This is a genomic window from Winogradskyella echinorum (assembly GCF_014297365.1).
Classification (GTDB): domain Bacteria; phylum Bacteroidota; class Bacteroidia; order Flavobacteriales; family Flavobacteriaceae; genus Winogradskyella; species Winogradskyella echinorum.
Genome location: NZ_JACOQD010000004.1, coordinates 211,180 through 232,747 on the forward strand (window position 1 = coordinate 211,180; position 21,568 = coordinate 232,747).

Sequence of the window (21,568 nt, forward strand, 5' to 3'; positions counted from 1 at the left end):
TTTATTACTATGTGTAAATATTGTTGTTGGTAATACTTTTACTTTGCGAGTAAAAAGTTTGATATCGCTCCTGCAATTGTGTAAACAGATTCTTTAAATTCATTACTGAGTACGATTATTGTAATTCCCTTGTTTGGGTAGATCCACATATCTGATGCAAAAAAATCAGTAGTGCCTCCATGTAACACTAATTTATTCTCTGAATCATTATTTTCAATTCCCCAGCCATATCCATAGCTATCATATATATTTGTAGGTTCAAAATGAGGATAGAGATATTTAGATGTAGTTGCTTCATCTAGTACCGTATTATTCATTATGGATTGGCTCCAGAGTAATAAATCGTTCGCTCGTGTTAGAATACCTCCATTTCCTTTAAGGTTGAGATATGGACCATTGTCACTCCAATTTTCTTCATTTGGTTTATTATTTTCAACTCCATTTAAATAACCGTTGGCAACTTCATTAGTTTCCCAATCTGGAATTATATAACCAGTATGGTGCATGTTTGAAGGTTCGAAAATCTCTAAATTTAAAAAGCTCTCATAATCCATTCCACTTACTTTTTCTATGATTAAACCAAGTAAGCTATAGCCTATATTAGAATAATTAAATCTTTCTCCAACTGGGCTAATTAATTCGCTATCAAAAACTTGATCTAAAAACGCTTCCTCAGTAATAGTTTCATAATCTCCACCAATTCCAACTACTAAACCAGAAGAATGTGTGAGTAATTGATGAATGGTTATATTTTTTTTGTCGTTAGGAACAGCGTCAAAGTATTTTGATAAACTATCATTAACTGTAAGCTCATTTTGCATCTCTAATTTTAAAATTCCAGCTGCAGTAAATTGTTTTGTAATAGAGCCCATATCAAAAACAGTATTGATATCATTAAATCCATTTTCTTGATTGTTTTTTCTTCCATATGCTTTATTAAATAGGATATTGTCATTTTGAGCGACTAAAACAACACCCGAAAAGTCTCTTGCTATAAGTTCTGTATCAAGGTCAAAAAAATCATCAATTTTTACCGCATCATCACTAGTAGAACAACTAAGATTTATTAATGATAATGACATTGTTAGAAGTAATAAGATTTTATTTGTTTTTTTCATGATTTTATGTTTTTTGATTGCTATTAATGTTTAAGTAAAAAATAAAAACCCAAGCTGATTAGCTCGGGTTTTTATATTCTTGAATTTTAGAAAAAGAAGCCAACAGATAATTGAAAGACTCCATTACTATTTTTGTCTGTAAAACCATCTACATCATTAATATCAGAGAGACCTAGATTATAACGTGCTGTAAAATTGAGGCCATTATCGAGTTTGTAGCCAACTCCAAAATTCAGACCATAATCTATTTGTTTTAATAACTCTTTATAATCTAAAGTGCCTCCTTTTGTGGATAGTAAATAACCGATTTGTGGGCCAGCTTCTAGACTAAATCTTTCTGTAACATAGTACTTTCCAATTAATGGAAGATTTAAATAGTTTAGATTAATGCTACCCTCAGATGCAACGTTTGTATCAGCTCCTTGCCCAGAATATATTAATTCGGGTTGTAAAGAGAATTTGTCTGATAGCTTAATTTCTGACATAACTCCGAAATTAAAACTTGTTATAGGGTCCAGATCTTTGGCATTGTCACCAGTAATAGAAGCAAAGTTTAAACCTGCTTTGACTCCAAATTTAATGTCTTGAGCGTTGATGTTAGATAATCCTAAAACTGCAATAACAGTTACTAAAAATAATTTTTTCATAATTTGTGTTTTTTGATTTAAGAGTGCAAACGTAATTTTCAAAACAAAACGAAAAGTTAATTTCATTATTGAAGACGTACTGATACATCAGAATTACACGAATCAGGACTTTTATTAACTCCTTTTATATGCATTCCATTTAAAATAAATTTTTAAGATCGAATCGATACGATATTCTGAACAATAACAATCCAAAAGACTCGGAATTTGATTTGACTATAGTCATATTTCTGGAGCCTTCGTAATTGGGAGTAACTCCGAGGTATTGATATCTTAAGGATAAGGTGAAATTATTGATGTGTCTACCAATACCAATTCCAGCGGTGAAATTTGGTTGACTTATTTTGGTTGTATCATCCGTATGCACAAAGGAAAATAATGACGAATATCCAAGCCTTGATTCAACAAACAGGTGTTTTTTTATAGGTAATCTGTATAGCGCTGTAATAGTGGTAAATTTAAAGTCATTTGACGATAGAGTTTCAATATTTTCATCTTCTATACTTGTTATGCCTGGGATAAAATTTCCGCCCGTAGAGATGTCTAACCCTATTTGTCCAAATTGATAAAATTTTATAATGTTAAAATGTAATTCGCCTTTTCCACGAGCATTTTTATTTCCGAAAACATTTCCAATTCCTACACCTGCTTCTATATATGTATCCTGTGCATTAATAAGTTCTATTTTTAATAATAACAGAACTAAAAGCAAGAAATACTTTGGTTCGATTTTCTTCATAGATCCTAATTTTAATAAATAATTGTGGGTACCCTTTTTTTGATTAATACATTCACCTTTTTGAATAAAAAAGTAGCGGCTTTATTACTATTTATAAAGATTATCACGAATAATTATCTCTATTTTTAGCAATAAAACCGCTACCTATTATCTAAAGTTAATATTAAGGGTTTTTAAATCAATTTTCTTTTAAATATATAGCGTGTAATAAAAATACCATTTCCGTCTTTTTCACCTGAATCACTTTCTACAGCACTTGTTACAAATATTAAATCCCAACCTTCACAAATCATCGTCGTTAATTTTGAGGAAATTACGGCATCATTTGCTGCTATATTTTGGAAACGTATGCCAGCAACATTATAAAAGTTTAATAATTTTGTTTCTTCAAAATCCTTTACTCTAATATCTTTTCTTTTAGATTTATTTCTTGAGTTATCATCTTCAGTTTGAGTGGACGTAAATTTTTTATAATCTCTTTTATCATTTGCTGAAATTAAACGCGATCTACCTAAGCCATCTGATATAATAGATTCTACGCTTGTAATCACTTTTACTTCAAATTCTGGTTTTAATGTTTCTTTTTGTTTTATGTTTTCTTGCGCAAAAGTATTTGTTACAAATACTATAAATACTGCCATTAATGCTAATATGATCTTTGTCATTTATTTAAGTTTTAATTATAATTATTCTATACCAAAAGCTTCACTAAAACCTTGTTCCATAAAGCCCTCAAAAGGTTCGTCATGTCCGCCAGCTCCAGAAAGTATATTAGCATTTTTAGATTGTAAAAATGTAACCTCTTCGTTTGTAAGACTACCGACTGCCTCATCTGTTTCACCATAAATGTATGTTAGGTTAGATAAGCTTTCTATAGTGTTAAATTGCTCTGTATATCTATTCATTCCTAACCCAGCAAATAGTCTAGCTTCATTTCTCCGAAAAATTTGCTCAAATTGTTCTGCTTCTACTATTGGAGTAACACCGTTTTCAAAATATGCATTTTTGCCATCTGCTAGACCTTGCCACATAACATCGTTAATGTCTAGTCTACCTGATATAATTAGGTATTCATCAGCCACATCTATTCCTTTTTTTGCAATTAACTCTTGTGTTACAAATGAACCAAATGAAAACGCTGCAATGTAAACCGTTCTTCCTTCATCTTTAAAATACTTAACAACGTGATGTAGTGTTTCTATGCTTTCAGCATTAAAATTAACAGCTTGGTCCAACGTAATTTCATTGCCTTCTATTATGTTAGGGTCTAATGTCTGAGCTTGGTGTACAGTTATATTTAAGATATCTGTAGTATTAAAATTTGCGGAAAAGTAATCCACTAATTCCGAGGCGAGTTCTGTACTAGGACCACCTGGTACAGTTATCACCACGTTAGAAGCTTTTTCATCTCCATTAAAATAAATTAAGTCCTTAATTTCTTGCGGAATTTCGTTAAAGGTTATAGGTGGATCTCCATCATCAGAGCATGAGAATGCTGAGATTGTGAAAAATACTATTAAAACTAGTTTTAAAATTGGACGATAATAATTAATACTTATCATCTTTTGTGATACTCTTTTCATTGATTTTCGTTTTTTGATTTATACCGGGCAAAAGTATAGTTACCAAAAAGATAAAAGAGTACAATTTTTATTGTAGATGTGCTAAAACAGTGGAATCAGACGAATCAGGACGTTTTTTGAAGTTTTCTATAAGCTCCTGGTGACATATTTAAACTCATATTAAAAGTATTATAAAAAGCACTCTTAGATTTAAACCCAGCTTCCATGCCAATAGCTTCAATAGAATATTTATTAAACACAGGATCTTGCAATAGATTTTTAGCTTCTTCAATACGATATTCATTTACAAATTGAATAATGCTCTTATTTATTTCCTGATTTATAATTTGAGATAAATAGCCTTCACTTGTATCTAATCGTGTTGCTAAATCTAATCTACTTAAAAGCGGGTCCTTATATAATTCTTCGTCTTCCATTAACTTATAGAGTTGAGTAATAATTTTAGACGTAGTAGAGCTCCTTATTTTCTTTTTTATCGGAGTATCAGCTGACTTTTTTGAAACTAAATAGTTATGTATTTCTTCTTTTTGGTCTATGACTTGCAACCTAAATACGCCATAATATAATATCCACCATAAGAATAAAGACATAAATATCCATAGTACATATGCTGAATATAATGAATCTAACAAGTGAAGTTCTACTCTATTGAGTATCAAGATTATGATAAGGCATATAACAAATAAGTTTAATCGTAACAACCAATGTCTTTTGTTCTCTGATATTGAAGTTGAATTTCGTAATAGTTTTCTACTCCAAAAAATCAAAAATATATTGAAGCTAATAGATGCAATATCTTTTAGGTAAAAGACCAAAACATCATAGATTGTACCATACAAGTCCAGCAAATACAATGAAAACTCAAGAATAACAGAGCCAATAAATGGAAGGTATATCCATTTGTACCACTTATTTTTTAGAAGTGGATGCTTAATTTGAATTATAAAATAGGTAAATAAAGCTGCAGCAAATAAAAAGTCTAACCTAAAAAGGAGCAAAATTTCTACAATAACACTAGACACGTTAATGCTAAGCCATTCTATTAAGGTTAAACTAGCCATTGAGAATAATGATAGTGCCAGATAGTTATTAGCACGACTCTTATAAAAAGACGTTGTAATTAGTGAGATACTGACAAAGTACCCTATAATTACACTGGCAATCATTACAAAGTCTAATATAGTTTGATTCATTCTTTGTTGTATAAAGAAAGTTAAATGATTAGTAGTCTAACTATTATATATGTGCTAATATATATGATGTATGGTATATAGCTAAGTTAAGTAAATTATAATATTCTATATAATTTATGTTATTTTAAGAATAAGCGAACCTGTTTGAAGTGTTTTTTACTGATAAATTAAATTGAAAATAGTTGTAAGATAATAGATGAATTTTGTTGAAAAATTTCGAAAATTGAGATTAGCTCTCATCGTTAAAAAACACTTTGTAAAAGTGCATTTTTTTCTCCTCATCGTAACCGCGTTCTAGATATTCTGCGGAAGCATCTGGTGCATCCACATCGAGTTTTATCTGTATGTTGGTATCTAGTTTTATTTCGGTTTTAATTTTTTGCTTCTGCTTTTTTAGAGCAATTTCGGAGACATCAAACTGATTGCGGATCAGTACTTTGTTTTCAGTTTCGTAGCTTTTTTTGTAATCTTCAAACAATTGAATATGGTCTTCTTCATCGAAGACTTCTTCTTTAAATGTTTCAATATTTACAATTTCATTTTCTTTAAAAAAGTCAACAGTATTTGCTAAGAAATTACTTTGAGCTTGACCTCCAAAATTAGGTTGTAAGACCTCTTTGGAGAATTCTCTACATAACTCAATACAGTTCTTAGTATGTTGGTTACTATCGTCTGGATATCTAATGTTTAGGAAGCTCTTAATCCAATATTGTGTATCGTAGGTATTATTATCCACGCTAAATACAATTTTACCTTCCAAATCAGAGGTATTAAGGATTAAACAGCCTTTATCTACTTTTTTGGCTTGAATACCTTTTTGTACTAAAATATCATAATTTCCAGACTCTAAATACGTCTGAAAAAATTCTGTCTTATTTTCAATCTTGTAGATACCAAAAGCATCAGTAAAATAGTCTTCGTATTGTACATTTTCAAAATGACAAATTAGTACATCTCCTGTTTTTATTTGCGCAGAATTACTTTGTTCAAATAGGTGTGTAACTATATGTTTTGAGACTTCTACAAAGTCTGCTTCATCTTTAAATATCTGTTCGCTATAAGTGTTAATTTCATTAAGGCCTATATCGCTATGATGATGAAAACGGTAACTTTCAGCCACACTAACAAACGGTTTTAATAAATAAGGTAGCATAAGGTTGTAAGTGGCCTCGTCAAAATGAACGGCAGCATCAGAAAAGGCATTTTTTGTGCCGTTAAATTTGTTACCAACTTTATGTATTATACAGCTTTTTATTGAGGCTTTTTGTCGTTTTATCATACTTCTAAAAATATCAAAATTTTGAGTTTACAATACTACAAAATCATAGGCTTAAAACTAAAGAAACGCCAAATTTACTTTGGCGTTTCTTGACTTGAGGACTTAGATTTGGTTATCGTTATATTTTTACGAATTCTACACGTCTGTTTTGTGCTTTTCCGTCTGTTGTTTTATTGTCTCCAACGGGTTGACTTTCACCTTTTCCGTCTGTGGTTAATCTGTCTTTAGAAACTTTGTAAATTGAGATTAAAACCTCTTTTACAGCTTCTGCTCTGGCTTTAGATAATTTTAAATTTGCATCATCAGTTCCATCGGCATCAGTATGTCCTATAATGTTTAATTTAATCGTTTCATCTTGCATTAAAACTTGCGAGATTTGACGAATAACACCCAATGATTGTGGTTGTATGTTTGCTGAACCAGAATCGAACAAAATACCATTGGTAGATATCTTGCCTTCGTTCATTAGTTTTCGTCTTAAATCTTCACCACCTTCAGAAACTTTTAAGTTAGACATAAATAAACGTTCTATACCTTCTTCTTTAAAACCATTAAGATGAAATTTTATTGCCTTTAAAGGGGAATCTGCACCAATCATTTTAGGAATATCAACACATTTCTTTTCATTGACCCATACCCTAAACCGTTCTTTATTAACAGCTATAGAAATATGTGGTTTGTTAAGTACTGATTTTCTTACATCTGCTTTTACATTGTTAGTAATGGTATTATTTCCATCGATTCTATTTCTAACACGAAATGTAGAAACTACAAACTGAACAAAGGGAATTTCTACTTTAGCAAAATCGAGACCAGTACTAAACTCATTATTGTCGTCTAATCTAACTTCTAAGAAAGCAGAACTAGATGTGTTCTCATTAATACCTAATGCCACTAGGTCAAATTCAATTGTGTAGTTCTCTGGAAGCTCTCTTGGCAAGTTTGGAATTACGTAAGTGCTGTAACCTTGTTTTAGCTCAAACCAGCGTCCTGGTAATTTGTTTAGAGTAACGACTTCTCCTGAGCCATTTGTATTCCATTTGGCCGGAAAATCACCAATAAAGTCATTAGAAAAATCATCAAAAAAGATCAGTTTATCACCAGGTACAAAATCGTATTTGCTATATACTTCTAAACCATCAGAAATATTTGAAGGTTTGTCTTTACTGGTTTCATTTTGAATGTCTTTATGGTCATCTGAACTGTCATTATCATCTTTATTTGAGACGGGTTTAGAATCTTCATTACTATCAGAATTGGAGTTGTCTTCATCGTCTTTATCTTCTCCTTCTACTTTAGATCCTAGTAGTAATTTTTTAGCCGTTTTAATACTGTAAGATAATGCTTTTTTTGCACGATTAATTTGAAGCGTTGCTTTACTTTGTTTAAAAACACCTGCACCATCTAAATCGTTTAATATATCTGGCGCACTTTCACTTAGCGCTGATACTTCTGCTAAGGCTTCTTCTAGTACATCTAAATCTTCATCTTCTAAAGGAGTACCAGCTGCAGCATAGCCATCATATTTGTAGACTTTGTCATATAAATCAAAAGATTCTTTTACAAAACTATCAACACTAGATATGCCTACACTGCTCTTAGGACGTTTTATTTTTTTAGTTTGAGCATTTAAATTAGAAGCTAAGAACAGAAATAGGAAAGTTGTTGTAAAAAGTTGCTTTATAATAGATGATGATCTCATTTTAAATAATTGATTAATAGCGGTCTAAAATTAATAATAACTATCGATATTAAAAAATGAATTTAGATTAGTTTTAAGATTTAATGTAGTTTATAAACTACAATATTTTTACTATCACTTTGTGTAATGAGCTCTAAACCTTTTTCTGTATCTAATTTTTGTAATTCTGCCGCAGAAGTTCCAAAAATTGGGAAATTTGGAATACTCTTAGCTTGGCTGTCAAAAAGATACACTTTTTTAGATTGGAGATCTGTTGTAGTAACATAGATTTTATCGTTTAAATAAAATACACTTGGTGCGGTGTATTCACCATAATCTAAATCTATGGTTCTAGATTTTATATTTAATTTATTTTCTGTCATAGAAACTAAAGTTTTACTTGTTGTTTCTAAACGATGTTTGTCTGTTAGCATTAAGTTTTTTGTACTCAAATTCCCTTTTGTATCAACCTGTATAAGTTGACCCAGTATGTTGGTTGTTGTAAACTTGTTTTGGTATAAATAGATGTCGTTTTCAGAGAATTGAATCTTGCCTTTTACATTGACTCTAATGTTTCCTTGTCGGTTTAGAATTTGTAAATTTTCACCAGTGGCAAAAGTTAAATAATCTTTACTCCCAATTCTAAAATGCTTTGGTTGTGTGTCAATAGTTGAACTATTATTTTTATAATTAAAACCTGTTACTAATTCTCCTTTTGCATTATACATTATAAGATTCTTACCTTGCGTAACTAATAGCCTGTAGTCTTTTCGTTTGTCGTAATCAAAAACAGAGAGTGGTTGTGTTATGTCGTCTTTAAAATTTTTAGGAAAAGGGGAGACATCGTTACCATTACGATCTAAAACATAAATATGATTTGAAGTAGCAAAAACCAGTTGTAATCTACCATTTTTATACATATCCATTTGTTCAATTTTCCCTAGAATTTTTCCTTTCAACTGTTTTTTCCATAAAACAGAGCCAGAATTAGAAATGAGATAAAGTACATTGTTTACATCTTGTACCGCTATATCATGAGCATTGGTTATATGGTTTTTAAGGGTTTGAGGTGCTGAGATAATCTCTGATTCAACGTTTGTGTTGAAAGCTTCAGTTATGCTATTTGAAGCCGCTCTTTTTTTGAACTTTTGAATAATGCCATTGACATGAGCGTAACTATCTTCATATATATACTGAACCGCATTAGCATTATATCCTTTAATTTCTTTATTTAAAACTTCTGATAAACCTTCAGAATTTTTAAAAATAAACATCGAAGCTTCATCGCTAAGATTTTCACTAATACTAGTAAAGGCTTCGGAATTAGCTAAGGTGTTATTATTTAAGGCATTAGTTAGTATTGTTTTAATTCTATCAATAGAATTAGAAAACACAATGAAATTCTCATAGATCGAAAAATATTTAGTTTCACTAAAGGATATAAATGGTTTAAGACGAGATTTAAAAAAATCAACATCGCCGAATTCATAAATTTCAATTTCTCTAAATGTTTCTGCGCTAGACTTAGCTTCAATAGATTCTAAAATAAGATTTGTGTCTAATGAATGTAATATTACAGCTTCATCAATCAGAGCTATTTCATTCGTGAAATTGAGAAAAGTTTGAATACTATCAGTGGCTTGTTGGTTAATTTGATTTAAGTTATTATTAAAAGTTAAAAAATCATCATAAGATATACTCAATAGTGAAGATGTGTTATATGGTGCCAGCTCAGGCGAATGTGTTTTTTGAGGAATGGTATGCTTAAAGTTATCAAGGTTATTAGAAATGGAATCTTGCGATTTAAGAATACCATTATAATGAAGACTATTTTCAGTATATCTAAAATCTAAAACAGTATAATTAGCGGTGCTGTCTTGCTTATTAATATTAGTAAATAACAGTTGTGAGTAGTTTTTTGCATCAGATTTAAAAACAACAGAAGCAACCGACTTATCGTCTGTAGTTTCTATAAGGTTTTTTAATTCAGCATTTTCATTTTTAGAATTTAAGGATTTTAAAAGTTCTAAATTATTTGATCCTGCGAAAACATTTCCAATTATTTTGTGGTAAACTGTTGTCGTATCAATTTGTGTTTTTTCAATTTTAAAATCTACTAAAGTTTCAGATATTCGGTTAGGGATAGAATCAATTACAAATAGAGTAGAATCATTTTCGGTGAGAATTATATAATCGGACTTATTATCCGTAAAACTCACATATACCTGTTTCGTTGTATTGAGGAGTTTTAAGACCTCTGAAGCTTTTTGTAATTCTTTATTATATATGTTAGAAAGTATATTGTGGTTGTCTATACTATTGATAAAGTCGTTAAGTTCATTTATCTTAATAATAGCAGATGCATCATTAGGTGTATATTGATAAGCGTATTTGGTTTTGTTATAATCTTTTTGACAGGCTAGTAGAAAAAACAGTAGCACTATTAAAAATCCGAATTTCTTCATTAAAATATATTTATACTACAAATATATAAAGTTATATATCTAATCGGTATTGCTCTGGTAATAATCTAAATGATTTTCTATGATACTTCGTAATACCATATTTTTCAATTGCAGCTCTGTGTTCTTTTGTTGGATACCCTTTATTTTGTTTCCAGTTGTACATTGGAAATTCTTTATGAATTTTTTCCATATACTCATCTCTATATGTTTTTGCTAAAATTGAGGCGGCAGCAATACTTAGGTATTTACTATCTCCTTTAACTATGGTTTTATAGGGAATCTCCTGAAATGGTTTAAACTTATTTCCGTCAACAATAATATATTCTGGTGAAATATGGAGCTTTTCAATAGAATGGTGCATGGCCTTTATTGAAGCATTTAAAATATTGATAGAATCAATTTCTAGTTCTAGAATATGATGAACTGCAAACGTAAGGGATTCAGTTTCGATTATAGGTTTTAAAATATTTCTATTTTTTTCTGATAGTTGTTTTGAGTCATTCAATAAATCATTATTAAAAGATAACGGGAGTATTACAGCTGCAGCAGTAACTGGGCCAGCCAAACAGCCTCTACCAGCCTCATCTGTACCGCATTCCAATTCAAAAGAAGAAAACTTAGTTTTAAGAGTCAAAATGTTAAAATTTGAACAAAGTTAAAATTTTAACGCAACCCTTTTACAGTTTTTACATCTAAGTATTGAGTTATATGTTTAAAACATTGAAAAAATGATTTAATGTTATTGTTGACAGATTCGCAAAACCATTAACATTTTTTTGGCAAAAACACTTGCTTATTTAATATTTAATTAAGATGTTTGCAACTAGACTAACTCAAATAATTGTTTTATGAAATTAAAGTTAACATGGTTATTAACGCTTTTTATGGCGTTCGTGATGCAATTTTCTTTTGCACAAGAGAAAACTGTCACAGGTACAGTTACAACAGCTTCAGATGGTTTACCCCTTCCTGGTGCTAGCGTACTTGTAAAGGGGACCAATAAAGGTCAACAAACAGATTTTGATGGTAAGTATACTATTCAAGTCAATCAAGGAGATGTTTTAGTGATATCTTATGTAGGTATGCAAACGACAGAAGTTACTGTAGGAGCAGCTAATACTTACGACGTCGCTTTAAAAGACGATAGTACTCTTGATGAAGTGGTAATTGTAGGTTACGGTACCACAACTAAAAAATCCTATGCTGGTACAGCTACGGTAGTAAAATCTGAGAATATTGAAACGAAAAACTTCTCAAACGTTTCTCAGTCACTTGCAGGTGAGGCTGCTGGTGTAACAGTAATTAATACATCTGGTCAACCAGGTTCTACTTCTACTATTAGAATTAGAGGTTTTGGATCTGTTAATGGTAACAGAGCTCCTTTATACGTTGTAGATGGTGTTCCTTACTCTGGTAGTTTAAATGCTATCAACCCTTCAGATATTAAATCTACAACAATTCTTAAGGATGCAACTGCAACCGCTATTTATGGTTCTAGAGGTGCTAATGGTGTTATCTTAATAACAACTAAAGGTGGTTCTGCAACAGAATCTTATATTGAAGTAGATGTAAGAACTGGTATTAACACACAGTTAATAGATAGATATGATGTAATTACTAATCCAGAAGAATTTATTGGATACGTATGGGAAGCTAATGTCAATCGTGAGATATTAACTGGTAATGCTGATCCTATTGGGACTGTGAATAATACATTATTTACAACTCTCATCAATCCAGTGTACAACATGTGGAATGTTGCCAATGGAGCTGAATTAATTGATCCAGCAACTGGACAAGTAAGACCTGGAGTTACTAGAAAGTATACACCGAAGAATTATCAAGAAGAATCGTTTAACCCAGCTTACAGAACAGAAGCTAACCTTAGAATGGGTGGTGGTAACGAAGATGTAAAATATTTTGTTTCTTTAGGTTTCTTAGATGATTCAGGTTATATTATCAACTCTGGTTACAAGAGATATACAACAAGATTAAATTTAAATGCTAAGGTTAAGCCTTGGTTAAAGCTTGGTACTAACTTAGGTTATACTTATTCTGAGACTTTAGCAAATGGACAAACAAATGGTGCAGAAAACCTTTTTGAATTTGCGGATAAAATGCCACCTATATATGGTGTTTTCTTAAGAGATGATAATCAAGAATTAGTAGAAGATCCAATTTTTGGTGGTTTCCAATATGATTATGGTTCTATATCTGCTATTAATAATGGTTTTGCTCCTAGAGCTAGAGCAGCTTCTGATGGTCTTAACCCAATTGCATCTGCATTATATGATTTTGTTGGTACAGATAGACATGAGGTTAACGCTAGTTTTAATGCAACAGTAAATGTTGCTAAGAACTTAACTTTTGAAACTACATTTGGTGCTCAGTACTCAAATAATATTTTTAAAAGTGCATCTAACCAATTTTATGGTGGTGCTGCGCCAAGTGGTGGTACTTTCTTCCAGAGAAATACAGAGACATTGACAATGAATTTTTTACAATTATTACGTTATAGAAATGATTTTGGAAGACATTCTTTAGAGGTTTTAGCAGCTCATGAAAGTAATGATTTTGATCAGTCGCAAGTAACAGGAAGTAAAAGTAAAGCGGTTGTACCAGGTATTTATGAATTAAACAACTATATTGTTGATGCAAATCCATCTACTGGTTTCAGTCAAGGAAGAACTTTAGAGTCTTATTTTGCTCAAGTTAATTATGATTTTGACGATAAGTACTTTTTAACTGGTTCAATCCGTCGTGATGGATCTTCTAGATTTGCTAACGATAAATACGGAACATTTGGTTCTATAGGTGCTGCTTGGGTTATTTCAAATGAAGACTTTTTATCAGATAGTAACTTATTTACTTATTTAAAGCTTAAAGGTTCTTATGGTATTACAGGTGATGAAAACGGTGTAGGATTCTATACTGGTATTGATACTTTTACAGCATCTAACTTAGGTGGAAGTATAGCAATTGCGCCTAATACTTTTGAAAACCCAGAATTAACTTGGGAAGAGGCAGTACAATATCAAGTAGGTGTTGAATTTGGTTTAGGAAATTGGTTAGACGGTTCTGTTGATTATTTTATTAAGGATACTGAAAACTTAATTTTTCCACGTAGAAACCCACCTTCAACTGGTGTAGCTGTAATTACAGTTAACGATGGTGTTTTAAGAAACTTTGGTTTAGAATTTGATTTAACAGGTCATATTATTAGAAAAGATGATTTTACTTTAGACCTTAGTATTAATGGTTCTATGTATGATAATGAAATTAGAACAATGCCTATCGAACCTGCAACAGGTGAACCAAAAATCATAGATAGACAAGGAAACTATGCTTATACGCAAGGAGGGTCAATATATGACTTCTATATTCGTGAGTATGCTGGTGTAGATCCTGCTGATGGATACCCAATGTGGAACCAATATTATGATGATGTTAATGGTGATGGTATTTTTGATTCTGGTGATACAGCTATTCAGAGTATGACTGATTATTTAGATGCTAACCCTGATGCTAATGTAGAAAAGACGGTAACTAAAACTTATGCAGATGCTACAGAAAGGTTTAATGATGGTAAATCTGGTATTCCTGATTTAGCTGGTGCCTTCCGTTTATCTGCACGTTACAAAAATTGGAATTTATCAACTCAATTTACTTATTCTTTAGGTGGATATGCGTATGATGCTCAATATGCTGAGTTAATTCATGATAATAACAGTGGTATTTCAGGTACAAACAGACACGTAGATATTAGAGATAGATGGAGAGAGCCTGGAGATATTACTAGTGTTCCTAGAATTGCAGATAGAGTAATACCTAACGTTAGAGCTCAATCAACAAGATTCTTAATTAAAAAGGACTATTTAGCGTTAAATAATATTTTATTAGGTTATACTTTATCTTCTAAGTTTTTAGATAAAACAGGTTTAGATCTAGTTAACTTATATATATCTGGTGACAATTTATTTGTAAAAACAGCTAGAACAGGATTTAATGCCTCACTTAGTGAGTCGGGTAGTAGTGGTAGAGCAACTTACGCTCCATTAACGACTTTCACTATGGGAGTTAAATTGAAATTTTAATAAAAAAAAGCGATATGAAAAAAAATGTATTTAAATTTTTAATGTTATCAGCTGTGATGTCACTGACATTTAGCTGTGAGAAAGATTTTATAAACACAGAACCTCAGGGTGGTCTAATTACATTAGATCAGCTTGCAGATGCAGCATCAGTTAATCCTGAGATTGTTGCAGGTACAATGGATGGAGTTTATACAACTACTTTTACAACAGGTACAGGAGGTACAACTGGTCACGATGACTTCGGTCATAAAGGATATGATATCTTTGCAGATATGTTATCTGGTGATTTAGCACTATCTTTAAGTACTTATGGATGGTATAGAGCTAGTATTACTGAACTACAATGTACCCAAGATTTTACTTATACAGATAACTACCAAGTATGGAGACATTATTACAGAGTTGTAAAAAATGCTAATATTGTAATTGGTACTTTAGGTGGTACTAATGCTCAACCAGTGGTAGAAGAAAGTAGATATATCTTAGGTCAAGCATTAGCAATGAGAGCTCATTCTATGTTTTACTTAACTCAATATATGTCTAGAGACTATTACCCAGATGCAGAAATCTTACCAATCTATGATGAGACAACTGCAACTGGACAACCAAAGTCTACAACTGCAGAGGTATATGCATTTATTGAGAATGATTTAAACATTGCAATTGATCTGTTAGATGGTTATAATAGACCAACTAAAACACAGGTTAATAAGCCAGTGGCGCAAGCGATTTTAGCTTATGTATTAGCATCTAAGCGAAATGCATGGCCTGAAGTAGCTGCACTTACAGCTGAAGTAATGGCTACAAATGGTGCAACTTTAATGAGTGCTGAGGAAATTACAGGTGGTTTTAATAATGTAGCAACACCAGGATGGTTTTGGGGTGTTGATATTACTCTTGATATTGGTTTAGGTCTAGTTTCTTGGTGGGGACAGATGGATTATTTCTCTTACAGTTACCCAGCTTTTGGTGATTCTAAATCTATTGATGAAGGTTTATATAATGCTATTCCTGCAGACGATGCGCGTAAAGCTCAGTTTTATACAACTGCTGGTTCATTATACTTAATGCCATTAGATAAATTTTACGATCCTGCTAGACAACCAGCTGGTAGTGGACCAATGGTAAATGATTATGTATATATGCGTCAAGCAGAAATGATTTTATTAAATGCTGAAGCATTAGCTAAATCTGGACAAGATGGTCCTGCACGTGAAATGTTAAGAACTTTAATGTCTCAGCGTGTTCCTGATACATCTTACTTAGATGGTCTTTCTGGTACAGCTCTACAAGATGAAATCTATTTACAAACTCGTATTGAATTATGGGCAGAAGGTAAATCTTACTTAGCACTTAAGAGAAATCAAGGTACAGTAAATAGAGGGTCAAATCACTTATCTTTTCAAGGTGTACCAATGTCTTATGATGATGAGCGTTTAACATTTGAGATCCCAGAGCAAGAGATACAAGATAATATCTTTATCAACGAGCAAAATCAATAATAATTAAAACAAGACTTATCTCATGAAGAAAATTTTAAATTATATATTTGTAGGTGTTTTGGTGACATTTGCTTACAATTGTGAAGAAGATCTTCCTAGTGGAAGTACAAATTATGTAACCCTGGAAGCAGATCGTAGTATTAGAATAGAAAATAATGCTACAGTAAATGAAGAAATCGTTGTTTATACAGGTAATAGAACAGGTTCAGCTAGAACATTTACTGTAATGGTAGATCCTAGTTCAACTTTATCTGCAGATAATTACGTTTTAGGAGCAACTACTGTAACAATACCTGCAAACTCAAATGTTGGAACTATACCTTTAACGTTAACTGATAATGATGATCTTTCGTTTTCAGCTAAAACGTTAGTTTTAGATTTACAAAATGAATCTGGAATTAATTTTGGTGACAACTTAGTATTAGACATTGCAGAATTATGTACAGAGACAGTTGCAAGGTTGACTGTGAATACAGATAATTGGCCGGATGAAACAACTTGGGAACTATATAGTTTAACAGGTGGTTCAACTTTAATTGCATCTGGTGGACCTTACATTAATCCAGATGATGATTTTTCATCAATTATTAATGAATTTTGTTTATCAGCTGGTGATTATGGTGTAGTAATGTATGATTCTTATGGTGATGGTGTAATCAATGAAGCAGAAACAGCTTATATTGGTTTTAGTGTTACTATTAACGGTGTTGAAGTTGCTGCTGCTGTAGTTGGTCCTTCAGCAAGTCCAGGAAATGAATCATCTTTTGCTTCAGATACCTTTACTGTTAACTAAATATTACATAAGTTATATTTTAAGCCATCTTGATATTCAAGATGGCTTTTTTTTTAAATTTACTTTATCCAAGCATATTGATATTCTCAGATATCATTATATTGCAATAAAAAAATTTTATATGAAAAGAAGTACAAGATTTTGTTTACTGACTTTAACAATTTTTGGTTTATGTAATTTTTTAAATTCTCAGAACTTAACAAAGAATCTTTCTGAAGCTAATAACGATTTATTAATAAAATTTGAGAAACAAGAAAGTGAAAGAAAGAGTCGTGTTGAAGTGTTTTTAAAAAATAATCCGAGTTTAGTTCATTCAAAAAGGAATAATAAAAATGAATGGATTCAGTTATACGATATAATTGATGGAAAGCCTCTATACAGATCAACAGATAACCGAAATGCTGGTAGAGGAACAAAAACAAATCATCTGCAAGCAGGTGGAAGTTTAGGATTAAATTTAGACGGTTCTGGAATGACTATTGGTGTGTGGGATAGAGGAATAGCCCAAGCAACGCATCCGGAGTTCACTGATAATGGTGGTTCTGCTAGTAGGATTATTATGGTTGATGCAACAGATGCAGATGGTAATTCAGATCCGGCTTCGCATGGAACGCATGTTACAGGTACAATAGCGGCAAAAGGTGTAGATCCGTCTGCTATTGGTATGGCGCCTAATGTTACTGTAAAGTCGTATAATTGGAGTAATGATGAGGCAGAAATGGTTGCTGCAGCTGCAGATGCTACAAACCCTATTTTTATATCAAATCATTCTTATGGTATTCCGGTAGATCCAAATGATGGAACAGGCCCAATAGCTTCATGGATTATGGGCGCATATACACAAGATGCTCGTGATATTGATAATATTATAAGAAGTAATCCAAAATATTTAGTTGTTGCTTCCGCTGGAAATGCTGGAAATACATCATATCCAAATGGAATGTTCGCTAATTACGATAAATTAACTACAGATAAAAATGCAAAAAACAGTTTGGTTGTCGCTAACGCTAATCCATCTGTAGTGGAACAGCCAATTTTCAGTGGTAATTATGAGATTACTAGTATGTTTATAAACAATAGTAGTAGCCAAGGGCCAACTGATGATTTAAGAGTAAAACCAGATATAGCTGCCGATGGCACTAATTTATATTCTACAGTACCTGGTAGTGGTTATGGGACATCAACAGGAACATCGATGGCTGCGCCTAATACAGCTGGTACTTTAGTTTTATTACAACAATATTACAATCAGTTAAATGGGGAATATATGAATGCATCTACTTTAAAAGGATTAGTATGTCATACTTCATTAGATGATATAACTACTATAGGACCAGATCCAATATTTGGTTGGGGATTTTTAGATGCTAAAGCTTCAGCAGAAACCATTGCAGAAGATATTAATAGTGATTCTATTATAAGTGAATTAACTTTAGATAATGGTCAGACTTACACATATACATTTTCTGCGCAAGCGGGCGATAAATTACGAGCAACTATTTGTTGGACTGATATGCCAGGTGACGTATCCGATGGAACATTAAATGACCCAACTCCACGATTAGTTAATGATTTAGATCTAAGAATAACCAAGGATGGAACAACGTATATGCCATGGAGATTAGATTATTCACCTTCAACTGGATTTTCAAATTCTAAAGGGGATAATATGGTTGATAATATTGAAATTATTGACATTGATACACCAGAAACTGGAAATTACACTCTTACTGTTACCCACAAAGAAACGTTAGAAGGTAATGAGGGTTTACCATTTGATCCACAAAGTCAGGATTTTTCTTTAATTATTACTGGCAATAATTTGGTTTTAAGCTCGAAAGAATTTGATTTGTCTAATGTGAAAATTTGGCCTAATCCATCGAACAATATTCTGAATGTAGACTACAAAACAATAAGTAATCAAGATGTATCGTTAACACTAAGTGATTTACAAGGTAGAATTGTATATGCAAAAACTATAAAAGGTGAAAGTCCAGAGATTAAGGAATTAATAAATGTAAGTGATTATTCGAAAGGAACTTATATTCTATCCATTAAAGAAGGGACTAATGTTGTTAATCATAAAATTATTGTAGACTAACATTATACAAATAAATAGTTTTACACTATAAAATAGATTTAGGTAAAACCATTATTAGATTAAATTTTTATTTAGAGCGAGATGTATTTTTAAATTCTCGCTCTAATTATTTAAAAATATTCTATGTTTAATATTTTGTTAACTTTAGTTCAATGGAGGATAAAGGCACCTATTTTTGATAGATAAACAAAATTCAATTAAAAAAAGTTTAGTAATTATATATGTTGCATTCTAAATATATAGTATTTATAATTTTATTTTTTTTGCTAAGTAATATTGATGCTCAAGTAAAGTTGAACAAATCAAGATTGCCTGATAAAGATAATCCATTTAATAATGATTCTTCATCCATTAAAAAGTCAAAAGGTTTTAAGAAATTGGCAACTATTGATATGTATTTGCAATTTAACATTGATAAAGACTCAATACTTGTAGATACTACTATATCAATTAAAAAAAATTATAAATTCAATTATTTGCAGAAAGATAATTTTGGTTTAATGCCTTTTGCTAATATTGGACAAACATATAATACATTGAGCTTTGATCCAATAGAGAGTGTTACAACTCCATTGTTTGGGGCGAGGGCAAGACATTTCAATTATTTAGAAAATGAAGATGTAAAATATTACGAGGTACCTACTCCATGGACCAGACTTACATATAAAACTGCATTCGAACAAGGACAGTTGCTTGATGCTGCCTTTGCTGTAAACCTATCAAAGCAATTTAATTTTTCAATAGCTTACAAAGGACTAAGATCTTTAGGGAATTATCAAAACGCACTTACAAGTTCAGGAAATTTTCGTTTCACGACTAATTATAAATCGAAAAATGGAAAGTATAAAGCTTTTGCGAATGTAGTTATGCAAGATATATTGAATCAAGAAAATGGTGGGTTAAACAATGATGATATTGAAAACTTCGAAACCGGAACCGAAGAGTTTTTAGATCGTTCAGTATTCGATCTAAATTTTGATAATGCAGAAAATATATTAGTTGGTAAACGCTTTTTTCTTAATCATTCGTATAGTATTATTAGAAAGAAAGATTCTCTGAGTAAGAATGAACTTTCAATTACGAATATAATCTCTTTTGAAGATAAATATTATCAATACAAACAAGATTCGCCTTCAAATGATTTTTTTGGTAATTCTTTTACAAGTATCATAAAAGATAAAACTACTTTAGAAAATTTTGAAACTCAATTAGGAGTAAATTACTTTAATAATATCATTGGTCAATTTAAATTGGCGGTTAATTATAAGGATGTAAATTATGGTTACAATAGTGTAATTATATTCCCAAATGAATATATTCCTAATAGAATTAAAACAAGTTTCTTTGGTCTTAGTGGGGATTACTCAAAAAGCATAGGCCTTTTCAATTTAAAGACAAAGGCTTCTATTAATTTGTCAAATGAATTTAAGGGTAGTTTCGTTGATGCAACATTACATTATAAATTAAATGAGGATATTGATTTAAAAGGAGGGTTAAGTATAAGTTCTAAATTACCAAACTATAATTATTTATTGTATCAAAGTGATTATGTAAATTATAATTGGAATAATTTTAATGTTTTTGAGAATGTAAGAACACAACAAGTTAGATTTAATTTAGAGTCTCAAAAATATTTTAATGCATCAGTTGATGTATCAAATATCGATAATTACACTTTTTTTAATTTTGCAGATACTGTAGATGATTATAAAGTAATTAAGCCGAATCAATATAATAATACCATACAGTACCTTAGATTTAAATTGCAAAAGGAAATTCGAGTAGGTAGTTTTGCTTTAGATAATACTATAATGTATCAAAATGTTGTTAGTGATAACAAGGTTCTTAATGTTCCAGCTTTTATTTCGCGTAACACTTTATATTATTCCAATCAACTGTTTAAAAAAGCAATGACTCTGCAAACAGGTATTACATTAAATTATTTTACTAAATATAATATGAATGGATATGACCCATTACTTGCAGAATTTTATAATCAAAATGAAAAAGAGTTAGGTGGGTTTCCAGTATTAGACTTCTTTGTCAATGCAAAAATTAGACAAACGAGAATATTTTTTAAAGCAGAACATTTTAATTCATCGTTTACAGGATACAATTATTTTTCTGCTCCTAATCACCCTTTTAGAGATTTTACAATCCGTTTTGGATTAGTATGGGACTTCTTTCTTTAAATTTCAATGAGTTTGACTTTTGCGTTTGTGACGTAAATGTGTGGTTCCATCTACTATAACTTTTTTTTAAGCTGATTAGTTTTAGTATTGTGCAGTTATATGAGTGATTTAGGCCAGTACTTAAATAGGTGTTTGTAATGAATAAAGGTATGTCTTTACTAAGCATAGGAAAGTCAAAGGA

15 protein-coding genes are annotated in these 21,568 nt (G+C 31.1%); 5 read left to right on the forward strand and 10 right to left on the reverse strand.

Annotated elements, in window-relative coordinates; genetic code table 11:
• Positions 1–38: 38 nt before the first annotated feature.
• The 10 genes from H8K90_RS14175 to H8K90_RS14220 form a co-directional block, all read right to left on the reverse strand.
• Entirely contained in the window at positions 39–1,118 is a 1,080-nt protein-coding gene (locus H8K90_RS14175) for a serine hydrolase domain-containing protein (RefSeq protein ID WP_186846650.1), read from the reverse strand.
• Between the two features lie 86 nt (positions 1,119–1,204).
• Positions 1,205–1,765 (reverse strand): porin family protein, encoded by a 561-nt coding sequence (locus H8K90_RS14180; protein WP_186846651.1) that lies wholly within the window; start codon positions 1,763–1,765, stop codon positions 1,205–1,207.
• A 139-nt stretch (positions 1,766–1,904) separates the two neighbouring features.
• Entirely contained in the window at positions 1,905–2,504 is a 600-nt protein-coding gene (locus tag H8K90_RS14185) for a hypothetical protein (protein ID WP_186846652.1), read from the reverse strand.
• A 173-nt stretch (positions 2,505–2,677) separates the two neighbouring features.
• Positions 2,678–3,169: a hypothetical protein gene (locus H8K90_RS14190; RefSeq protein WP_246457785.1), complete on the reverse strand. Its 492-nt coding sequence runs from the start codon at positions 3,167–3,169 to the stop codon at positions 2,678–2,680.
• A 21-nt stretch (positions 3,170–3,190) separates the two neighbouring features.
• On the reverse strand, positions 3,191–4,087 hold the full coding sequence (locus H8K90_RS14195; RefSeq protein WP_186846653.1) for a hypothetical protein: 897 nt from the start codon (positions 4,085–4,087) through the stop codon (positions 3,191–3,193).
• Positions 4,088–4,191: 104 nt separating this feature from the next.
• Positions 4,192–5,280: a helix-turn-helix domain-containing protein gene (locus H8K90_RS14200; RefSeq protein ID WP_186846654.1), complete on the reverse strand. Its 1,089-nt coding sequence runs from the start codon at positions 5,278–5,280 to the stop codon at positions 4,192–4,194.
• 229 nt (positions 5,281–5,509) lie between these two features.
• Positions 5,510–6,559 (reverse strand): nucleoid-associated protein, encoded by a 1,050-nt coding sequence (locus H8K90_RS14205; RefSeq protein WP_186846655.1) that lies wholly within the window; start codon positions 6,557–6,559, stop codon positions 5,510–5,512.
• A gap of 118 nt (positions 6,560–6,677) precedes the next feature.
• Entirely contained in the window at positions 6,678–8,261 is a 1,584-nt protein-coding gene (locus H8K90_RS14210; protein WP_186846656.1) for an OmpA family protein, read from the reverse strand.
• Between the two features lie 80 nt (positions 8,262–8,341).
• Positions 8,342–10,705: a ribonuclease HII gene (locus H8K90_RS14215; protein ID WP_186846657.1), complete on the reverse strand. Its 2,364-nt coding sequence runs from the start codon at positions 10,703–10,705 to the stop codon at positions 8,342–8,344.
• A 31-nt stretch (positions 10,706–10,736) separates the two neighbouring features.
• Positions 10,737–11,339 carry a ribonuclease HII gene (locus H8K90_RS14220; protein WP_186846658.1) on the reverse strand — a complete coding sequence of 201 codons (603 nt, stop codon included), beginning with the start codon at positions 11,337–11,339 and terminating at the stop codon, positions 10,737–10,739.
• Between the two features lie 214 nt (positions 11,340–11,553).
• Between H8K90_RS14220 and H8K90_RS14225 the strand changes: the two genes are divergently transcribed.
• From H8K90_RS14225 to H8K90_RS14245, 5 genes are all read left to right on the forward strand, one after another.
• On the forward strand, positions 11,554–14,799 hold the full coding sequence (locus tag H8K90_RS14225) for a SusC/RagA family TonB-linked outer membrane protein (RefSeq protein WP_186846659.1): 3,246 nt from the start codon (positions 11,554–11,556) through the stop codon (positions 14,797–14,799).
• A 14-nt stretch (positions 14,800–14,813) separates the two neighbouring features.
• Positions 14,814–16,301 carry a RagB/SusD family nutrient uptake outer membrane protein gene (locus tag H8K90_RS14230; RefSeq protein ID WP_186846660.1) on the forward strand — a complete coding sequence of 496 codons (1,488 nt, stop codon included), beginning with the start codon at positions 14,814–14,816 and terminating at the stop codon, positions 16,299–16,301.
• Positions 16,302–16,323: 22 nt separating this feature from the next.
• A complete protein-coding gene (locus H8K90_RS14235) occupies positions 16,324–17,094 on the forward strand; it encodes a hypothetical protein (RefSeq protein ID WP_186846661.1) in 771 nt (256 codons plus the stop codon).
• A gap of 121 nt (positions 17,095–17,215) precedes the next feature.
• Positions 17,216–19,195, forward strand: a complete 1,980-nt coding sequence (locus H8K90_RS14240) for a S8 family serine peptidase (protein WP_186846662.1) — start codon at positions 17,216–17,218, stop codon at positions 19,193–19,195.
• 308 nt (positions 19,196–19,503) lie between these two features.
• Positions 19,504–21,387 (forward strand): putative porin, encoded by a 1,884-nt coding sequence (locus tag H8K90_RS14245; RefSeq protein WP_246457788.1) that lies wholly within the window; start codon positions 19,504–19,506, stop codon positions 21,385–21,387.
• The last annotated feature ends 181 nt before the right edge of the window (positions 21,388–21,568 follow it).